Origin of the sequence: Chryseobacterium metallicongregator (assembly GCF_031324065.1) — a bacterium.
GTDB lineage: Bacteria > Bacteroidota > Bacteroidia > Flavobacteriales > Weeksellaceae > Chryseobacterium > Chryseobacterium metallicongregator.
In genome coordinates, this window is record NZ_JAVIXS010000001.1 from 735305 (window position 1) to 754364 (window position 19060).

Below are 19060 nucleotides of genomic sequence, written 5' to 3' on the forward strand. Positions count from 1 at the left end.
AATATACTCTCATTAGTAACCTAAATTTTGAGGATTCAGATGGGGATTGAGCAGCAGTTCCTGTTGCGGAAGAGGCCATACTTTATGTTGATCTTTCCAGTTGGGTTTAGTCTGCTGTAGTTCATTAAGCTTTCCTGCTCTTTTCAAATCAAGAAACCGATGTCCCATTTCTGTAAAAAACTCTTTTCTGTTTTCATTAAGGATTTCCTCAAGAAGCTGCTGTTGTGTAACAGAACTGCCTAGCAATGGCTGTCCTGCCCTTTGTTTGATCGGGTTAATAAACGGTAGGGCCTCTGACATTTTATTTTGTTGAGCCAGAGCCTCCGCCAACAGCAAATAGGCTTCTTCCAGTCTGAAGACAATGGAATTTTCTGTGGAGTTGGAAGACCTTGTTTTGTATTTTTCCGCTCTGTACCAGGTGTTGCCCCCTACTGTAACGGTTCCCATCCAATTTTGCTTTCTAAGATCTCCATTTTGAAATGAGCTGATTAAAGATGCGGAAAGTGCCATAGAGGTAGGAGCAGCATTAACAAAATAATAAATAGTTGCTTCCCTTACCGCATCCCCATTGTTCTTAGGTCTGAGCTGCCAGATAATATGGCTTCCGTTTTTAAGAAAGACCTTGGTGATATCATTTTGAAACTGATAGAGCGGACTCTGAACAACTGCTTTCAGAGTGGCTTCTGCTTCCGTCCATTTCAGCTGCTGCATCTGAACTTTACCCAGAAGTAGCTGCGCTGCTTTTTTATTAATATAAATGCGTTCATTATTTTGGTATGTATCAGAAAGCAGTTCAATAGCTTCCTTCACATCAGATTCAATTCTCATCAGCACTTCTGCAGAAGGTGTTTTTGAAATGCTCTGATTGATCATATAATTGGTGGTCACAGGATACGGAATATCCCCGTAAACCTGTTGAACGTAAAAAAGGAGCAAAGAGCGGATGACCAGAGTCTCCCCTTTTATCCTTGCTTTATCAGCTGCCGGAATATGATCTGCTCCTTCCAGCCCTTCGAGTATGGAATTGCTGACATATATTTTCTGATACGCAGCATTCCAGAACGAACTGACAAACTGATTGGAATCAATCTGAGTATTATTGGATAGTTCAGGCAGCCCATTAGTGGCATTGACTGCATAGTAGGTCAGGTCATCCGTATAAAGACCCAAAAGCCTTCCGCTTTGATCACCTGTAACAGGTGATGATTCCCACAATCCGGCATACAATCCAGATAATACGGCGTTGGCAGTCTGAGTATCACTGAAAACGGTTTCTGACAACATCTGATTGTCAGGCAACTCTACTTCCAGCATTTTTTCACACGATATAGCGGTACTCATCAGATAGATGAGCACTGCCATTATTATACTATTGAATATTGATTTCATTGTTTTTGTATTGAGTTAAATAATATGATGGTCTGTGGTTGTTAAGCATTCATCACAGCGTTAGCTGAATGCCCAATGAATACGTTTTCAAAGGAGGCAGGAATCCAAAAGAGGTCATCTCGGGATCAATTCCAAAGAACTTCGTCCACGTCCAGAGGTTCTGCCCCTGAAAATAAAGCTTTACTTCCCTGAAAAGACCGGAATCCAAAGAAAGATTATAGGTAAGCTGCACATTTTTAAGCCTTATAAATGAAGCGTCAGAAACACTGGCATCACTATTTTGAAAAAGGCTGTGGGAAGAATTAGAGGTGGAGCGGTATGGCATATAAAGACCGGTCGGATTCGAAGGCGACCATACATTCAATGCCTCTACCGGGAGATTCGCCATAATCCCCGGAGAAGACATTGCCGAGTTATAGTTCCGGCTCTGTTGCTTTACAAATTGCAACAAAAATGAAAAGTTCCAGTTTCGGTAGCGTAATTCATTGCTTAGCCCTCCGTAAAACTGCTGTCCAAGATTTCTGATCACCTGCCTGTCATCCGGTGATGCGATCTTTCCGTCGCCATTGAAATCGGTAAAATCATAGACCAAGGTAGTAGGGTTTACCCCCTGAAGCTGGTAGAGTTTAACAATATTTACAGGCTGCCCGATCACATAAGTATTGGCATAGGATGAACCTTCAAGTCCCGGAAAGGAAATCAGTTTGTTTCGGGGAATGGTGATATTGAAAGAACTTTTCCATGAAAAATTTCCCTTATTGATAATTTCTCCGCTGGCCTCAAATTCAAGTCCTGTATTCTGAATAACGGCATCCAGATTAGCCAGTACACTGCTGAATCCCGTTACTGAGGAAAGCTGATAGCCTACCAGTTGATTTCCTGAGCGGTTTCGATAATAGGCAGCACTTAGGTTAAGCCTGTTGTTGAACAATCCTAGTTCAAGAGCAGCTTCTGTTTTGATGGTTCTTTCCCAACTGAAATCAGGATTGTAGAGTTTTGTTGGAGCCAGTCCTGTGCTGCCGTTATAGATGAGGTTAGCCGTGGCAAAGGTATCGAGGTATTGGTAATCCCCGATATTATCACTTCCCGACGAACCATAACTCCCTCTCAGCTTTCCAAAACTGAGCCATGAGATGTTCTTCATAAAATCTTCTTCCGAAAACAACCATGCTGCCCCAACAGCACCGAACATGGCGTATTTATTATTGGGACCAAATCGGCTGCTGCCGTCCCTTCTTCCAGTGAGATTGAGGATATATTTTTTATCGTACTGATAGTTGATTCTGCCGAAAAAAGCACCGTACCGGTATTCAGTACTGATCTGGTCAAGGACGACTTTATTGATTGCAGCACCTATATTATAGATAAAGGCATTACTCTCAAAACCAGATCCCTGGATTTCACCTCGGTCTGAAACATCTCTCTGATAAGTACCTCCCACCAGGATATCAAATTTATGTTTACCTGCTCTATACATCCAGCTTATCTGGGGTTCTATCACCATCGACAGTCTGTTCTGGTTGGATTTTGAAGACATGGAATTGAGAGATGTTGCCCCAGCAGAAGGGCTATACGCCGTACTCGGACGAAGTGACCATTCTTCAAAAGTCTGATAGGTTAAACCTCCATTGAGTTTGAGCTTAAAATTTTCAAAAGCTTCATACTCCATACTGATATTGTTAAGGAATTGCAGATTGTTATTGGAATAGGAATTCTCAAAAGCCGCTGCGGGATTCGTAAACGTATTGTTTTCCCAGTTAAGGTTGCCTTCTGCATCATAAAGAGCGGGTGCATTGGGAGCCAGAATATACGACTGTCTGGTCGCATCAGAGGTAATCAGGTTATTGTCTGTTGCGGTAAAAATATTGGATGAACTAAAACTGAATTTTCGATCAGCAGACCTGTGGCTGATATTTCCTGAAACGGTATTGGTTCTGTACCTGAAATCCCTGCCAAACACTGTGGTTTGTTCATTATGACCAAGACTGAGCAGGAAATTGGTATTTTCACTTCCCCCACTGAGTGAAAGCTGGGTACTTGACAAAGCCGCATAATGACCAATCAGTTCCTTTCTCCAATCTGTATAACGGTTGGAATCCCAGGTTCCGTTAATGTCGTAGGCGTTAGCAGGATAGACAGAGATATTGCTGTTGGCAAATGCCTGCTTTCTCATATCTAGATACTGAGCAGTATTCATCATTTTAAGGTTTGAAATGGCATGGCTCAGACCATAGGAAGAGTTCAGGGTCAGTTTTAAATTTCCCTTTTTTCCTTTTTTGGTGGTCACCAGCACTACTCCATTAGCACCTCTTGAACCATAGATGGCGGTAGCGTCCGCATCTTTCAGGATCTCGAAACTTTCAATATCGTTAGGATTTATACTGTTTAACGGATTAATGTCTGCATTGGGAAGGATACTTCCGGCATAGGAGGAACTGATTCCCGTACCCACCGGAACACCATCAATAATATAGAGCGGCTGATTGCCATCGATTACGGAATTGCTTCGGGTCCGAAGGCTGTTTCTGCCTCTGATCTGAATATCAAATCCACCTCCGGGAGTTCCTGAATTCTGGGTGATACTGACTCCTGCCATTCTTCCCTGTGCTGCTGACAGTACGTTGGTGACAGGTTGATTTTCGATATCTTTTGCTGAAACTTTGGCAATACTACCGGTTCTTTCTTTGTCTTTAACCTTGTAGTAGCCAGCGTTGAGAATAACTTCTTCGATTCCCTTTACTTTCTGTTCTAAGCTGATATTAACGACGGTCTGATTAGTGAGTCTGAATTTTTCCTCTGCATAATCAGGGTGTCTGAACAATAGGATGGTATTTTCTGCTGAAACCTGTAAGGTGTAGGTTCCATTGTTGCCGGTCGTGGTTACCTGATCACTGCCTTGTTGGGAGATTACAACTCCCTGCAAAGGTTTACCTGATGAGGTTACGGTACCAGAAATAGTGCGTGTCTGGGCAGTTGTAGTAATGCTTACAGCGGTAAACATGAGCCCAAAGAAAATGCCTCCTATATGGTAATAGGAATTTTTCATAGATTTGTAAAGGTTTTTTAATTTTTAAAGATTAATTACTGAACTACGCTCTTTCCCGTTGGTCTGCAAACGCTATGGGAAGGGGCTTTTTTCTTTCTTCTGATTTTAAGTTGAGTAGTTTTTTGATTCATTTCTTAGATAAAGACTTTCCTGATGCCCTTTAGTATGAAAAAGGACTGGTGAGGTTCTTTAATCAGTGACCGCAAGGCACCGGAAAGGATTTAATATGAATGAATCTGTGTTCCCGTGTAAGCTTTTTAAAGCCGCAATAGGCTGTACCCTCCTATTGTATCGTACACTCTGATACTTATGTTGTAAGCGGGCTTAGATTTTAATGTAGAGATAAAGCGAACAGCATGAAATAAAATGGCATGGGAACTCTACATTATCCGATTCGAGGTACTGGTATACCTTATCCCAAGATAAGAGAGACCCACGCCTAGGTCGTGAGCCGCATACTTATCGTCTTAGGGATTAAAAATTACCAGTTTTCGAACCAAGACTCTAAGCAATAGCTTCTAATATTTCGTTGAAGTATCGCAAAGTTACATTTATAATATAACTAAAGCAAATATAGCAAAATAACGACATATACGTCGTTGAATATGCAATTTTTTATAAATTATTTTACAGCAGTGCAATATCAGAAAAAAGTTTTTAGGTATAAGGTTGCTGTAGGCATTATAAACAAAAGATTGAGGGAAGCAATTTCCATCAACAGTAAACCTATGACCCAAATATATTTAAATAATGATATTAAAGAAAAATACAATATTGATTGGAACTCTGCTAGAGAAGAATCATTACCTAATACAACTCTTCAAAATATCTTTTTAATCTGTGATTACTTTAATATAGATATTAGCAAATATTTTGAGATTGTAAAAAATGTGTCAGATGAAGAAGTTGATATTGCTATAAATTCAAAGAAAAAACTAACAAGACTTTACTCAATATATTTAAAATATTAAATCCTGAAAAGTCTCAGATTTTTTTATTTATCAATTGCTTTTCTATTAACGCTGCAAGCATTGTTGGTTAAGGCATTCTATCTCCCTATATTCTCTTTTGGTTTTTGATCAGTTCCTTGCTTATATCAAATCTAAACTTCTAATACAAATGCTTTTATGCTAAAGAAAATGCTGTTGATTTTACTACTTTCATAGATTCATGTATTTTTTTTAAGTAGCAAAAATAAAGACTAAATAAAAAGGTTTTCCAATTAGAAACTATCACATCAATATTTTTTAATCTCTATTAATTACTTCATTCTTGATATTCCTGATGAGTTAAAAGATCCTTTTATTGTTTATATTTGTGTTAAAATCAATACTAAAAATTTTTGCTTTAGACCACATAAATCAATATTGATAAACCGAATCAATTGGTATTTAAATTAAATAGCTATGACGAATATAAAAGACGTATTTGAAAATAAATTGAAAATCGATTCTAAAACAGTTTCAATAGATTCCTTATTTAATGATGATGAAAAACTACATAATACTAACTTTAAACCATCATATCAAAGAAATTACGTATGGGATGATGAAAAGGCTACATATTTTATAGAAAGTATATTGCTTGGTACAGAAATCCCTCCATTAATTTACTTTAGAAAAATTTCAAAAGTAGAAGTTATTGACGGTAGGCAGCGATATCAAACGATTTTACGGTTTATCAACAATGAATTTAAACTGAAAAGAAAAGGCTTAAAAAAACTTTCAAATAGAGATTTTATTAATAAAAATTTTGATTCACTAAATAAAAAGTACAAAGATTTAATTTGGGATACCAAATTAAGGGTTATTGAATTTAGCTTTAATACAAAAGATGGCATTACTGCACTAATTGAAGATAACGTTAAAAGAGAAATTTTTAAAAGATATAATTCTGGTATAACGCCACTCAAAACAAATGAGATTGACAAAGCTGAATTTCTATACGATGATCTAAACCAATTTTTTAAAAGTGAAATAATTAGTGATAAAAGAACTTTCGAAACATTAAAACTACTATTTCATTTTGAAAAATTTACGGAAGAAGTTCTTCTTAAAAAAATCAGAGAATTGTTGGTCATTGATTACATTCCGATAAAATATTACTCAGTAAAAAAAAGTAATATCATTAATCAGTTTTATGAGTTTTTATATGAAAATGTGGATGATGTGGATTTAGAAAATTTACGAAAAAATTTTACTACTAAAATTAATATAATTGAAAAAATTTATAAAAAGATTAAAGATAAGGATAACTATAATAGATTAATATCCGAATGCCTTTTCTGGTCCCTTTCTATATACCACAAAGAAAAGAATCATCTGAATTTAACGAAGGAAGAAATAGGTGAAATAGCAAATTATTTGGATAATAATATCGCAATCTATAACATGGACAGAAGTTCATTCGCAATCCATATCAAAAGTCGTTACGAAAATATCTCTAGAATATTCCGCCAACTATATAAAATAAACTTTAATGTTTATCTTAAAGACTCTAATATCTTTAATAGACAGTTAAATAATATAAATAATACACAAGACAATGAAGAGGTCATTAGTTTCGAAGATTTAAGAATTAACAAACCAGAACCTTCCTCTATTTCAATTAATGATATAATACGTTCAATGAAGAGGCAAAAATTTATCATCAGACCTCAATATCAAAGAAATGAGGTTATCGATAAAAAAAAGGCATCTGCGATAATTGAAAGTATACTTTTAGGAATCAAATTACCACCAATATTTGTCTATAAAAATGATGGTATATCAGAAGTTATAGATGGTCAACAGCGATTATTGACAATATTGGGTTTTTTAGGAGAAGATTTTATCAATACTGATAATGAATTTGAGTCAACGAAAAAAGATTACTATTCCCTTAACTTAAAAAATGGAATCTTATCAGATTTAAGTTCTAAAAAGTTTAAGGATTTACTTCCTGAATATCAAGAGAAAATTAAAAATTACGATTTATGGGTAGTTGAAATTGATTCTAAATATAATGATAGATTTGATCCTGTGGATCTATTCATTAGATTAAATTATAAACCATATCCAATCAAAATTGATTCTTTTGAAATGTGGAATTCTTACGTATCAAGAGAATTAATTAATACAATCAAAGACATTTACTTAAATAATAAGGAATGGTTCTACTTTAGAAAAGCCACAACTAGAATGGAGAATGAGAATATTCTTACTGCTCTAATCTATTTACAGTATCAATTTTTTAATTCTAATGATCCGCTCAAATCATATGAGGCGTTGGACTATTATAAAGTTGGAAATAAAATTAATTTTAGGCTAAAATCAAAACCCGATCTAACAAAAACCTTAGAAAATGAATATCAAAATTTAATTTATATTTCAAATATCTTTGAAGCAGACTTTATAAAGAAACTAAAAACTCTCATCAGTAATATAAACCAAAAAAGTTTAGCTCTAAGCCTAGATTATTTGCTTTGTGTTGACAATGGTCGTAGAACTCAGCAATCTTTATATGCCTTGTGGTTTTTTATCAACGAAGTACAACTTGACAGCATAATAAGTAAGCAGACTGAAATTATACATGATGTAAGAGGATTATTTACACAGATGAATAACGTTAACAATATTGAAGAGTTTAATAATTCTGTAAAAATTTTTAAAAAGAAACATAGTAATCAATATCATAAGGATGCTATATACAAAATAAAGCTTGAAAGCATACTTAATATAAATAAAGGAATTTCGTCAAATAATTTAATTACCTCATCGAAAAAAGATGGAGGATTCCAATTTATTGATTTTTTCCAAAGTTTTGAAAAAACAGTTGAGATTAAACAGTACAATTTTTTAGAAAATTTTAGCGATGAGAAGGACTCTATTAAAATAATGTCTAATGAAAAAGTAGTTATCAATGAAGAAAGCTCGTTTAATAATTACAATGTTTACTATGATAAAAATAAATTATTTGTCAAGGATAATATTTTCGCTTTAAATATTAAAAGAGAAGGATTTCTATATGAATATTTATATTTAATACTTTCTTCAGCAATCTTTTATAAGGATAATTCTATGAAAAAGTTATTAAAAACACGCATTAGTGAATTTAGTATTCCAATTATAAAGATGGATGACCAAATTGTTTTTAAATATTTTTACGATATAATAATCACAGAAAAGGATTTAAGTAAAAAAACATATTTTATTAATGTAGTAAATAGCATTATACATTTTTGTTTATATAGCAATTTTACTTACCTGGAGAACATTGATATAAAAAATATTTTAAATGAATTAAATAGAGTTCTTTCAGATGATTACAATACTACTGATATTTATAAAATTTTATCTAATAAGGATTCTTCAATTTCTAGTTTTATACTAAGAATGAATTATTTATTGTAATTGGCATGAAAAGAATAACTAAGATAGAGCTTGAAAACTGTCGAGCTTACTATAACAACTATATTATAAATCTTCCAAAAGGTGAAAATTTATTAATCTATGGAGAAAATGGCTCGGGAAAATCCTCTCTTTTTAAATCATTTCATGATTTTTTTAAAAGCTCAATTATTACACAAAATTTTTCTAAAAATCTTTTTAATAAAGACACAGATGGTAAAATTGAATTAACATTTTCAGAAATAAACACATCTGATAGAGAAAACATACTCTCATCTAATAACTATAAATTCTCTGATACAGTATCTAACAATAATATATCATTTATTAAGGAGGCATCACTTCTTAACGGTTTTTTAGATTATACAGATCTCCTTAAAATATATCTGAAATCGGAGCCAAATCCTAATCTATTTGATTTAGTGATATTAAACTTGTTAGGTGAGTTTATTCCTGTTCACACAGGAGTGTCAACATCAATTGGAGCACAATATAATTTTTTAATAAAGAATTTAATTACTGATGCATGGACCAGACAAAGTAAATGTCATAAGCATGGCTTAAGACTATTACCTGATTTTGAAAGAAATTTAAGGACTACCCTTGATTCTATGTTTGTAATAGTTAATGAATATTTAATAAATTTTTTTGATCTTCAAGACATCACTATTGAATATATCCTTCAACCTATTAACTTTAATTATCCAAATAATTCTAGAAAAAGCTGGTTTTTAAATACTGATTTGAGACTTAAAATTTTAAAGAATGGTGAAGAGTTAGGAAATGAATACAAAGAATATTTAAATGAAGCCAGACTTTCTTCTGTTGCCGTTTGTTTATATCTTTCCTCTTTACAACTTTTTCCTTCCCAAATTGAGTTTAAACTAATTTACTTGGATGATATTTTTATAGGATTAGATACATCAAATAGAATCCCAATTATTAATATTTTAATAAAACACTTTTCTGACTATCAAATAATTATATCCACATATGATAAAAATTTTTTTGAAGTATGCAATCACAAACTATGTCAAGGTCCTGATAATAAGCAATGGAAGTCAATAGAATTTTATGTTGGTGAGTATAATATTAGCGAGACAAAAACAATTGATGTACCTATCGTCTTGCAAAATAATAATGATTTGTCAAAAGCTAGATTCCATTTATATAATAATGAAAGACCAGATTATCCTGCTGCGGCTAATTATTTCAGAAAATATCTGGAAAAAAAATTATCAGATGTTTTTCCTAAAGAAATATTTAAAGATGGAAATTACGAACAGATTGATTCATACAAGCTATCAAAAATTTTTAATCTTTGTCGAAATTTTATTAAAGACGTAGATGAAAATCTTCCAGAATTAGATGAAATTAATTCTTACTTATTTATATTATTGCATCCATTATCGCATTATAATACATCAATCCATACCTACAAAAAAGATTTGAAAGAAGTTGACTTGATTATAAAGCAACTATTTGAAAATGAAAGTAAGTTTGATTTTTTGAAAAACATCAAATTTTGTTCGTTTAACACTACCGTTCAAATAGAGTTTCATATAAACAAATATAACATTTGGCATTACGAGTTTTTTATAAAAAAGCCTTTGTTCTACAATATAAGTACAAAAACATTTTCCAATTGTGATTTAGTTTGTACTAAGTTTTATTCTCTTAAAAATAATGTTCAACAGCCTGCAAAAACACTTAACCGGGGAACATCTAATATTAAATATCAATCTATTGAAAAAAGTTATGAAGAAATAACCAAAATTATATTGAAAAGTTATAGATTTTTTAATAGACCTGATTGCTTATTTGACAAGGTAAGAATATTTAATGGTGTTGAATGGGAAAATCTTGATTTTAAAATTAGAAAAAAATTTAGAAAGTAAACCTTTGATCTTTACATCTAACTCGACTTATGTGATTTTATTGACAGCATTTTAATTTTGAAAGTTATGAAGAAAGCAATTACTTATTTTTACTGTTAATATTTTTCGTTTCATGTTGTTATATTTGTAATCAAGCTGTACTAATGCAAAATTCTAAGTCACATCTCCTTAAAAAGGAAGCTATCTACATTGATGGCAAAGACAGAACTGATGAAATAGAATCTTATTCTTTTGAGGGTAATAAGTGTGTCGTGGTGTATAAAAACAGTGGTAAAGCCTATTCTTATCCTCAATATAGAATTAAGATGGTAAGATCTGCTATTCAAAGTGAGAGAGCAGGAAATATTTTTTCTTATCTAAAGACGATTGCAGCAAGTGTTGGCTTGAAGACCGAGGAAGGCAATAATATTCTTGCCAATAGCTATGGGAGTATCCGTTTTATTCCTGAGACTTCTATTCTGTACAATTATCTTAATGGAAAAGAACCCGAAAAGAATTATTATACCTCTCCTATTGAAATTTTTCCTTTTGGTTTTAATCTAAGCCAGAGAACGGGAGTTGATCATGCATTTTCAAATCCGTTAAGTGTTATTGAAGGTCCTCCGGGAACAGGAAAGACACAGACTATTCTTAATATTATTGCCAATGCCGTGATGAATAATCAAAGTGTTGCTGTTGTTTCAAGCAATAATTCGGCGACAAAAAATGTATTTGAGAAACTGGAGAGCAATGGGGTTTCTTTTATAGCGGCATTGTTGGGAAGCAGCCAAAATAAAAAAGAATTTATCGATGCTCAGACTGAAATCCCGGATCTAGCAGATTTTAGATTAGAGGAAGAACAGGAGCAATCCCTTATTCAGTCTACTTCCCTTCTTTTTACGGAGCTTGCTGAAAAATTGGAATTAAAAAATGAATTAGCTTTACTCAAACTGGAAATCGATAAGATCAAAACAGAACATAAGCATTTTACAGATGATGTAACTTTTACGACTACAATCCGTTTTAAAAAGAATGTCAGTTCAGATCAGCTGCTTTCTTTATGGATTACGTTGGAAGATTATGAGAAAACAGGTAAAAGGTTTTACTGGTGGCGTAAGTTGATATTTCCTTTTCTCTATGGGGTTAGAGATAAGATTTTTTATACCTTATCGTATGAAGAAATGATCAGGATTGTTCAGTCAAAATACTATAGAGTAAAAATTTCAGAGCTTGATCTCAGAAAGCAGGAACTGCAAAATACGTTACAGCATTTTTCCTTCCATGATAAAATGAAAGAATATACGGAAGGATCGATGCAGCTGTTTAAAAACAAACTCTACCAAAAATATAAAGGAGAAAAACGCTCAGAATATACCGAATGGGATCTTCGTTTTAAATCAGAAGAATTTATTAAAGATTATCCTGTCATTATGAGTACCACCTACTCATTAAGAAGAAGCCTTGCTGAAAATGTAGTCTACGATTATGTGATTGTTGATGAATCTTCACAGGTGGATCTTGCTACAGGTGTGCTCGCATTATCCTGTGCAAAGCAAGCAGTTATTGTTGGAGATTTAAAACAGCTTCCCAATGTAGTGGATTCTGAAACAGCAGAGAATACAGATCAGATCTTTAAGAATTATGATATTCCGCAACCTTATCGTTATTCCAGTCATAGCTTGCTGTCTTCCATTACGGAAGTATTTCCGGAAGTACCTAAAACGCTCTTAAAAGAACATTATCGCTGTCATCCTAAAATCATTGATTTTTGTAACCGCAAGTTTTATAATGATCAGTTGATTATTCTTTCCGAGGGACAGACGGAAAGAGAACCTTTATTAGTCTATAAAACAACTGAAGGCAACCATGCCCGGCAAAGAGAGAATCAGCGGCAGATTGACGTAATTATTCAGGAAATCATTCCACAACAAAAGCTGGAAGGTGTCAATCTGGGAATTGTAACCCCTTACCGTAATCAGACCTTAGCTTTACAAAGAACTTTTCAGGGAACAGATATTAAAGCTGATACGGTAGATAAATTTCAGGGAAGAGAAAATGATGTGATCATTCTCTCCACCGTAGATAATGAAATCTCTGAATTTACTGATAATCCGAACCGATTGAATGTAGCCATTTCCAGAGCCAAAGATCAGCTGATACTATTAGTGAATGGAAATGAAAGTGACAATGACACCAATATCTCAGATCTGATCCGCTATATTGATTACAATAATTTCACAACGATCAACAGTGAGGTACATTCTATTTTTGATTACCTGTACAAAGGGTATGAAGAAAAAAGAAGAGCCCTTTTATCTGATCAAAAAAAGAAATCTGTTTTCGACAGTGAGAATCTCATGTATGCGTTAATCAGGGAAGTATTGTCCGAAGATCAATTTTCAAAATATGGCGTTATTCTGCATCACCCGCTTAGAAATCTATTATTAGATTTTTCCAGATTAAATCCTGAAGAAGAAAAATATGCTAGACATCATGCCACACATCTTGATTTCCTAATTTACAATAAGCTGGGGAAAAATCCTGTATTAGCCATAGAAGTTGATGGATATGAATATCATAAACAAGAAAGCCGACAAGCTGAAAGAGATCATATGAAAAATGAAATCTTGGAGAAGTATGGAATTGCGTTGGTAAGGTTTTCGACGACGGGAAGTGGGGAGAAAGAGAAGTTAATAAACAAACTCAGTGAAATAGGGAAGAATAATTCATGATAAGATTACGGTTTTCCGTAAACTTTTCTGTCTGTAGTAGCTTAGATTTGTGATTATAATTATCTTAAAAACTATATCATGGTCTGGTCATACAGAAAGAGAATCAAAATAATACCCGGTGTACATTTGAATTTCAGCAAAAGAGGAATTTCAACGAGTATTGGGGTTAAAGGTATGAGTGTAAATTTGAGTTCGTCAGGTACGAGGCTTAATACCAATTTTTTAGGTTTTTCAAACTCATACAAGCTCTCAGGTTCTCCATCACCAAGGGCTTCCTCACAATCTTATCCTGAGCCACAACCTTTTTACACTGAGTTATCAGATAATATTTTTAGTGCTGATGTACATGAGATCACATCTCAAAATATGGCAGGTATCAAAGAATCTATCCTCATGGCTCAACAGCAAAAAGCTGAACTGAAAACGGATCTGAAGAAGATAAAAAAAGCGTTAACCTTCACGAAGACCAAGAAAATTGCAAGTTATATCTTTATATATGGGTTGGTAAACAAAAATATTGTTCAACAGATAAATGAGGATATTAATGCACAAAAAGAAGCACTTAAAGAAACCCAGATTGTAATTGATAACTCGGCTGTTAATATTGACATAAAGTTCGATGATCCTTCTAAGAGAAAGTATGAACAATTGCAGCATTCTTTTAAAAATCTAACCACAGCCCATAAAGTATGGGATATTACTGGAGCGCACTTTCAGGATCGTGTGGCTGCCCGGTCTAGTGCCAGCACATTGGTTAACAGAAAAGATGCAAGAATTGGTTTTAAATCACTTCCCATCATTACATCAAACTATGAAGCCCTATATTTTCAAAATGTGAACGGAGCAGATTTATATTTTTATCCAACATTTGTACTGATGTATAAAAATGATCGAAACTTTGCAATTATTGGGCTTGATGAACTTAATGTTACATTTTCTTCTGTAAGTTTTACCGAAACCAGCAGTGTTCCTCGTGATTCAAAAGTTATTAGAAAAACATGGGCGAAAGTCAATAAAAACGGAACTCCTGACAAAAGATTCAAGAGCAATTATCAGATACCTGTTGTTCAATACGCAAGGCTGAGATTTTCTTCCAGTAGTGGTGTTAATGAGGAATATCAAATAAGTAATTTTGAGTTCGCCCAAGAGTTTGCAAATTCATTTCAGGAGTATAAAAGTTTGTGCAAGGAATTAGCTTAAAGTTGATTTCAGAAAGTAATAGATTAAAAATTTGATCTTTAATCATCTAGCAAAATTTAAAAATCAAATTTACTTTATCATCTAAAGTTAAATAAGCATCAAACTTTTTATCGTTCTTGCTTTTCATATCTTTGATTAATGATGTTTTGTTTTGAGTTAGTAGTAAAGTAAGATCTTTTATGCTAAGTTGTATTCCGCATATGGTTCTAAAGAGGATCCAGTTGCATTGCTCATCTGGGCATTTGACAATTTTCTCTTTGATAATGAGGTTATACTGTTGACATTTGGGACATTTTAATTGTGGGATATTTTCTTGGGGAATGTGCAGTGATAAAAGTTCGTTGGTGATTTCTGCTGTGTAGGCTTGGATGTCGTTTATAAATTGAGTTTTATTGAGTTCACCTTTTTCAATTCTATCCAGTGCTATTTCCCATTCTGCGGTCATTTGGACATTGGCTATTTTTTTATCTTTGACAAGGTTGTAAACCTGTAAGCCTTTATCAGTGGGAATTAGTGTTTTGCTTTTTCTGATGATATAATTTCTGCTGAGCAGGGTTTCAATAATAGAAGCTCTGGTGGCTGGGGTTCCAATGCCGATATTGGAGAGTGCTTTCTGTTCTTCTTTGTTTTCAATAGATCTGCCTGCATTTTCCATCGCTGATAAAAGATCTGCTTCAGTAAAAAGTTTGGGAGGTTGCGTTATTTTTTCCAGTAGTTCTGTTTTTGACATTTTCAGCTCATCTCCGATTTTGAATTCCGGAAGTTCAGTAAGGACTTCATTTTTATTATTGGAATTTTCATTATCAGACAGAATTCCTTTGATGGCTCGCCAGCCCTGATTGAGTATTTTTGAGCCCTTGATCTGGAATTCATAATGATGGACTTTTATCTGGATTTGGGTGACTTGTTTTAGACAGGTGTGGGATAGGGATTCCAATAAGCGGTAAGCAGTCATCTCGTAAATGGCTTTTTCCGTAGCGCTAAGTGCAGAAGGTGTTTTGGTGGTTATGAGTAATCCGTGATGGTCGGTAACTTTTAGATCATTAACGATCCGCTTGTTGAAGTTTCCGAATTTTAAATGGGTTATCGCGGCTTTGAAAGGTTCGGTCTGATTCAGTATTCTAACCAGCTCAGGTATATCAGTCCATACATCTTCAGGAATATACTTGCTGCCGGTTCTGGGATAAGTGATGAACTGTTTCTCATAGAGGCTTTGGGCTGTTTGTAAAACCTCATCAGCAGAAAGCCCCAGTTTTCTGTTGGCTTCTTTCTGTAATTCTGTGAGGTCGAAAAGTAATGGAGATTGCTCCTGTACTGTTTTAACAGATACATCTTCTACAAAGGCCCTACCCTCCCGCTCTATAATCTTTTGGATTTGTTCTGCCTGCTTTTTTTCTTCCCATTGTAATAGCGAAAGACTGGTGAAGTCTGTATATTCTTTTCTGTGGCTCAGCTGAATCTGAAAGTATTTTTGCTTGGTGAAGTTTTGATGCTGAAGAAACCGTTGACAGATTAAAGCCAGGGTTGGCGTCTGCACTCTGCCTAATGAATAAACATCTTGGTTCCCTGCGATGGTTAATGCCTGAGTAGCATTGATTCCTACCAGCCAGTCCGCTTCACTTCTGGCTTTAGCAGCTTGATACAAACCGTCAAAGGCATCGCCTGGCTGAAGGCTTTTAAAACCGTCCTGTATTGCTTTTTCTGTCAGGGAACTGATCCAGAGTCTTTCAAAAGGTTTGTTGCATTGTAGGTAATGATAGATATAACGGAAGATCAGCTCTCCTTCCCTTCCTGCATCTGTGGCGACAATAATACTGCTGCATTGCTTGATGACTTGTTGTATGGTGTTGAGTTGTTTTAAAGCGGAAGGATCAGGCTCATAGCCTTTTGCTTTCTTTAGTTTTTTAGGAGTTAGAATAAAAGGGTTGGGAAAGATAGGCAAAGAGGCTTTGTTAAAGCCTCTTATACCATAATCTTCTGGCATTCCTAACGATATCAAATGTCCCAATGCCCAAGTGACACAGTATCCGTTACCGGATAGATAACCGTCTTTCTTTTCATGGGCTCCTAATAATTGTGCGATTTCTCTTGCGACACTCGGTTTTTCTGCGATGATTGCTTTCATATGATGGATTTAGATTTATTATAGTTTTCGTCCTCTTGGTTTTCTAACCTTTTTTTGCTGGTCTTCCCGCTGTTGACTGGCAGGTTGCTGCTGTTTGGATTCTAAAGGCTCTTTCACATTTTTAGTAGCTTCATTGGTTTTACCATGGGTGTTAACCGCAGTTTGGGTCTTATGATCTTCTGTAGGCTTTGCCTCTTCTTTGAGCTTATTAGGATGATTGAAGGAGAAATCTGTTTTGGAAGTTTCTTTGTTGAAGGTAATATAACCTTGATAGGCTTTGCCCTTAGCATCGGTAAGACCGTCAATGTAAACGGTTTGCCCGGCTTTGAACTTTTCATACTGTAAATCATCCAGTTCTTTTCCTCTGAATATTTTGGGTGCTTCTTTATCCGTATGCTGAGTTTGCTGTTGATTGTGTTGTTGATTCTGATTATTGCCAAACAGAAATTCCACATACCGCTTATCCGCATTAAACTGTACGATGGCATTGAACAATTCTCCTTTTTTAGAAGTCATACCTTCAAGATACAATGGTCCTCCTTCCAGTAAAGTTTGTTTCTGATGTTCATCAAGCCTAATTCCTTTGATTTCATCAGGGATTTTCATGTACTCTGCCCGATAGGCAACTAATTCATTGGTTAAACGGTCACGGCTGATGACTGATGGAATGATTTCATCTGTTTTAGGATTGACAAGATCTACTACCCTGCCCATATTCCCGGTTTCTCTAAGGTTCTTTTTATCTTCATCACTGAACTGATGGCCTAAGAATGTATTATTGAAACTGGGCTCTTTTCGGATTCCATGCAGATGAACGGCAACCTGTCCTGTATCTCCTGTTTGAAGGGATAATCGGACATCCATCTTACTAACCGTCGTTCCCAGATTAATAGTAATCGGAATTAATGTATTGGTTTTAAAACCTCTGAGTAATGAATCCATCGCATTCATTTTTTCAAGCTTTTCCTGATTAAGTCCGAATTTTTCCATCGTTTTCCAGTCGATCTGTTCAGGCTGAAAACGATATTCCTGATTGTCTGTGTTGTTGTCCATTGTATTTTGATTTTTTGGATTGTTATTGTGTTGAGGTAAAACTTCGTAGCCTTTCAGCTTTTCTTTTTCTTCGGGGGATGCCTGATCAATATATTTTTGAAGATCCTGAGCGGTATTGACGGCATCATACTCCGAAACTTTGAAAAAGTTGAAATGCGTTGGATTTTTAAGCTGCCGGTAAAAATTAGAAAAGAAGTTGGAGAAAATATCTCCATGTTTATCAACGCTGATCAGCGGGTCGTTATCCTTTTTTTCTTGTGGAGGAACCTTTTGAAGGTTTCCATCTTTATCTACACCTTTGACCATCTCAACCTGATTGGTATGAATGTTCAGGACAAGGAGTGTGTCTGCTGATGGTTTGAGTTCATCGGGTTCCTGAGCGTTTATCAATTCATTTTCCATTGTATTTCATTTAATAGAACGAAGGTATAGGCTCAATTAAGAGGCTCTACAAGGTTGGAATGTTGATGAATGATTTGGCTGTAGATGTCTTGTTAGGATCAAGAGTTTAAACACTCTCGGATGAGTTGATGGACATCTGAAAGTTTATAGTACAGCTTTCCACTGATCGTATAGTAAGGCAGCTTTTTATCAGTTCTATACCGCTGTAATGATCGAGAACTTATTTTTAAAAGCTGTAAAACATCCTGGTTATCCAGAAGCTGTTCCCCGTCTACTTCTATAAATCTGGACTGGTTCTTAAGCATTTGTTCTTTCAGTAGGTCAAATCTTTCCATGATTCTCTCCATCCAGGCGATAAACTCTGTTCTTTCGATATTCATAATGGTGATTTTTATGATTGTTGGTGATGTAAAATTGAACAAGAGAAATCATATAAAATCACTACTTTTTCATAGTACCGAAAAGATTTTCACTGATTTTTTTATAGCTTTTAAGAATGATCGGTATGTTGATCCTAAGATGATAGGGAAAGAGATAAAATTGTTTTTATTAGAAAATTCAATTCTAAGTATCTGTTAAGATATTTTTTATTTTGAAACAAAAGCCATATTTTTATTAATGATTTAAGTACATCAGCTCATATAGGGAATATGTTTAATGTATTGAAGTAATTTTATTGTTCTCTTATTAATATTCGTCATTAATGGCCAATAATCGCAAATCAATTTACAGTGCACTTGCCGCTAATCTACTGATTGCTCTGACAAAGTTTATTGCAGGGGCATTTACCAACAGTACTTCAATGATATCGAAGGAATCCATTCAACAGTAGATACAGCGAATCAGCT

11 protein-coding genes are annotated in these 19060 nt (G+C 34.5%); 6 read left to right on the plus strand and 5 right to left on the minus strand.

The features are described from left to right. Window positions 1-12 precede the first annotated feature (12 nt). Entirely contained in the window at window positions 13-1389 is a 1377-nt protein-coding gene (locus REB14_RS03415; RefSeq protein ID WP_309521512.1) for a RagB/SusD family nutrient uptake outer membrane protein, read from the minus strand. Window positions 1390-1441: 52 nt separating this feature from the next. Continuing rightward, entirely contained in the window at window positions 1442-4435 is a 2994-nt protein-coding gene (locus REB14_RS03420; protein ID WP_309521513.1) for a SusC/RagA family TonB-linked outer membrane protein, read from the minus strand. A 605-nt stretch (window positions 4436-5040) separates the two neighbouring features. Between REB14_RS03420 and REB14_RS03425 the strand changes: the two genes are divergently transcribed. The 5 genes from REB14_RS03425 (at window position 5041) to REB14_RS03445 (ending at window position 14632) form a co-directional block, all read left to right on the plus strand. Beyond that, complete coding sequence (locus tag REB14_RS03425; RefSeq protein ID WP_309521514.1) at window positions 5041-5406, plus strand: hypothetical protein; 366 nt, start codon at window positions 5041-5043, stop codon at window positions 5404-5406. A 435-nt stretch (window positions 5407-5841) separates the two neighbouring features. Beyond that, a complete protein-coding gene (locus REB14_RS03430; protein ID WP_309521515.1) occupies window positions 5842-8826 on the plus strand; it encodes a GmrSD restriction endonuclease domain-containing protein in 2985 nt (994 codons plus the stop codon). 5 nt (window positions 8827-8831) lie between these two features. Beyond that, on the plus strand, window positions 8832-10721 hold the full coding sequence (locus tag REB14_RS03435; RefSeq protein WP_309521516.1) for a hypothetical protein: 1890 nt from the start codon (window positions 8832-8834) through the stop codon (window positions 10719-10721). Between the two features lie 143 nt (window positions 10722-10864). Beyond that, window positions 10865-13432 (plus strand): AAA domain-containing protein, encoded by a 2568-nt coding sequence (locus REB14_RS03440; protein ID WP_309521517.1) that lies wholly within the window; start codon window positions 10865-10867, stop codon window positions 13430-13432. A 78-nt stretch (window positions 13433-13510) separates the two neighbouring features. Continuing rightward, the gene (locus REB14_RS03445) at window positions 13511-14632 is read left to right on the plus strand and encodes a DUF4236 domain-containing protein (RefSeq protein WP_309521518.1); all 1122 of its coding nucleotides are present in this window, start codon (window positions 13511-13513) and stop codon (window positions 14630-14632) included. Between the two features lie 46 nt (window positions 14633-14678). On the opposite strand, the gene REB14_RS03450 is transcribed toward REB14_RS03445, so the two are convergent. From REB14_RS03450 to REB14_RS03460, 3 genes are all read right to left on the minus strand, one after another. Next, on the minus strand, window positions 14679-16757 hold the full coding sequence (locus REB14_RS03450; protein WP_309521519.1) for a type IA DNA topoisomerase: 2079 nt from the start codon (window positions 16755-16757) through the stop codon (window positions 14679-14681). A gap of 18 nt (window positions 16758-16775) precedes the next feature. After that, window positions 16776-18212, minus strand: coding sequence for a DUF3945 domain-containing protein (locus REB14_RS03455; RefSeq protein ID WP_309521520.1), 1437 nt, complete (start codon window positions 18210-18212; stop codon window positions 16776-16778). Window positions 18213-18310: 98 nt separating this feature from the next. Then, window positions 18311-18592 (minus strand): helix-turn-helix domain-containing protein, encoded by a 282-nt coding sequence (locus REB14_RS03460; protein ID WP_002980966.1) that lies wholly within the window; start codon window positions 18590-18592, stop codon window positions 18311-18313. A gap of 323 nt (window positions 18593-18915) precedes the next feature. Between REB14_RS03460 and REB14_RS03465 the strand changes: the two genes are divergently transcribed. Beyond that, window positions 18916-19044 (plus strand): hypothetical protein, encoded by a 129-nt coding sequence (locus REB14_RS03465; RefSeq protein ID WP_309521521.1) that lies wholly within the window; start codon window positions 18916-18918, stop codon window positions 19042-19044. Window positions 19045-19060: the final 16 nt, after the last annotated feature.